Genomic DNA, 1,915 nt, shown 5'->3' with positions numbered 1-1,915 from the left:
CCGGGGCCGGGTGCGGCCGGCGGGCCAGATCGGCGAGCACCTCCAGCGCGAGGTCGAGCAGGGCGGCGTCGTCGGGCATCTGCGCCTCGGGCGAGGAGGCGTCGGGCTGCTCGGAGGCCGGTGGCTCGGGGATGAGCTCGTCCAGGTCGCCGACGACGTGGTAGCCGGCCGCGCCGATCTCGTCGACGAACCGGCGCGCGGTGTGGCAGGCCCAGTCGTGCGCCTCAGGCGGGAGTTGCGGACGCGCGCCGCCGGAACGGCGCGCGAGCACCCGCTCGGCCAGGTGCTCCTTGACGAAGGACGCGTAGCGGGGCCAGTCGATCTCGTCGACCACGCGCTCGTTGAGCCTGCGCAGAAGCTCGGTCTCGGCCGTGCCGAGCGAGAAGTTGTGCAGACCGATCGCGGTGCTCAGCCCGGTGGTGTCCAGGCCGAGCACCGAGGCGAACCGGTCCCACAGCACCCCGGTGGAGGAACCGCGCCGGGGCACGGTCACCACGTGCACGCGCTCCGGCGGCAGCGCGCCTCCCCAGGTACGCAGCACGCGCGGTAGGTCCTGGTAGTCCCAGAACAACCTGCTGATGTCGTCGAGGTCGGCGGCACGCAACGACTCGAGCAGGTCGGCGTAGGAGGTGGTGTGGCGGGTTTTGACGTTCTCCTGCCACACCGAAGGCACCTGCCGGGCGAAATCCCGCGCCGTGCAGACGATGTGAATCTCGGCGAACCGCAGGGCGTCGAGCACCTGCGCGGCCTCGTCCGGGCTGGCCGGGGCGAGCAGCTCGGTGGAGAACACCGCGTCTCCCTGCCACGACCGCAGTCGCTCGACAAGCCACTCCCAGGACCCCGCGATGCCCGGTTCGTCCCACTGCCGGTACCGGCCGGAGTGCACGTCCATCACCGCCCGGTGCTGAGCCACCGGCTCGTCGCCCGGATACAGCAGACCACGCTCGGCGAGCGCGTCCCGGTGGTGCCACATCAACTCCTGCACGGACGTGGTCCCGGTCTTGGGAAGGCCGACATGGATGTACACACGCTGGGTCGCGGGGATCATGGTTGAGGGATCGTAGCGGTCCTACCTCACTCGGTGGTGTGTTCCCCTGTCGTGGGATTATTTGCGCGCTTGACCGCGCAACGTCACCGCCGACCCCGACGAGGAGGACCCCATGGCACACCTTCGCCCCGTCACACCCCCATCGGGCGTGACGGTGTGGTTGACCGGATTGTCCGGGGCCGGAAAGTCCACGGTGGCCCGGTCGATCGCCACGCTGGTGGGCGCGGACGCGGAAGTGGAGGTGCTCGACGGTGACGAGCTGCGCCGGACGATCTCGCGGGATCTGGGGTTCTCGCCCCGGGACCGGGACGAGCAGGGCCGCAGGGTCGGCTACGTCGCCGAACTCCTGTCCCGCCATCGGGTCCTGACGCTCGTTCCGGTGATCGCGCCCTACGCGCACACGCGGGAAGCGGTGCGGGCACACCACCAGCGGCACGAGACACCGTTCGTGGAGGTGTTCGTGTGCACGCCGCTGACCGAGTGCGCGCGCCGGGACCCGAAGGGTCTCTACGCCCGGGCCGCCGCCGGGCAGATCAGTGGTCTGACCGGTGTCGACGACGTCTACGAGGAACCCGTGGCCCCCGATCTGCGGCTGGACACGAGCACGCTCACCGCCGAGGCCGCCGCCGACGAGGTGGTGTCGCTGCTGCGCGACCGCGGCCACCTCCACCCCTCCCCTGAGGCCACCGCCCCCACCCGGTGACCCCGCGTCCGCCGTCCCCGCGGCGTGCCCCGCGTGGTTCTCCTCGTGGCCTCTTCGGCGGCGCCCGGAACGGGGACGGGCCGGTCGCGGCCCGTCCCGGGAGAGGCCACGTCAGGGGGCGGCGCGGGTCAGCGCACGCCGGGTCAGCACGCGGGCGAGATGCC

General features: G+C 72.1%; 2 protein-coding genes. One reads left to right on the top strand and one right to left on the bottom strand.

The window, feature by feature from the left end; genetic code table 11:
• The coding region (locus SACSA_RS25575; protein ID WP_019813090.1) for a hypothetical protein at positions 1–1,048 on the bottom strand (1,048 nt) is incomplete at its 3' end.
• A 112-nt stretch (positions 1,049–1,160) separates the two neighbouring features.
• Here SACSA_RS25575 and cysC point away from each other — a divergent pair.
• Positions 1,161–1,751: an adenylyl-sulfate kinase gene (gene cysC, locus SACSA_RS0102090; RefSeq protein WP_028661443.1), complete on the top strand. Its 591-nt coding sequence runs from the start codon at positions 1,161–1,163 to the stop codon at positions 1,749–1,751.
• Positions 1,752–1,915: the final 164 nt, after the last annotated feature.

This window comes from Saccharomonospora saliphila YIM 90502, from assembly GCF_000383795.1.
In the GTDB taxonomy this organism is placed as follows: Bacteria; Actinomycetota; Actinomycetes; order Mycobacteriales; family Pseudonocardiaceae; genus Saccharomonospora; species Saccharomonospora saliphila.
This window is presented reverse-complemented; position numbering and strand designations above follow the sequence as displayed.

What these genes read in the sequence shown, in the direction of transcription:
- cysC (WP_028661443.1), top strand. Translation starts at nt 1,161, where the DNA reads ATGGCACACCTTCGCCCCGTCACACCCCCATCGGGCGTGACGGTGTGG.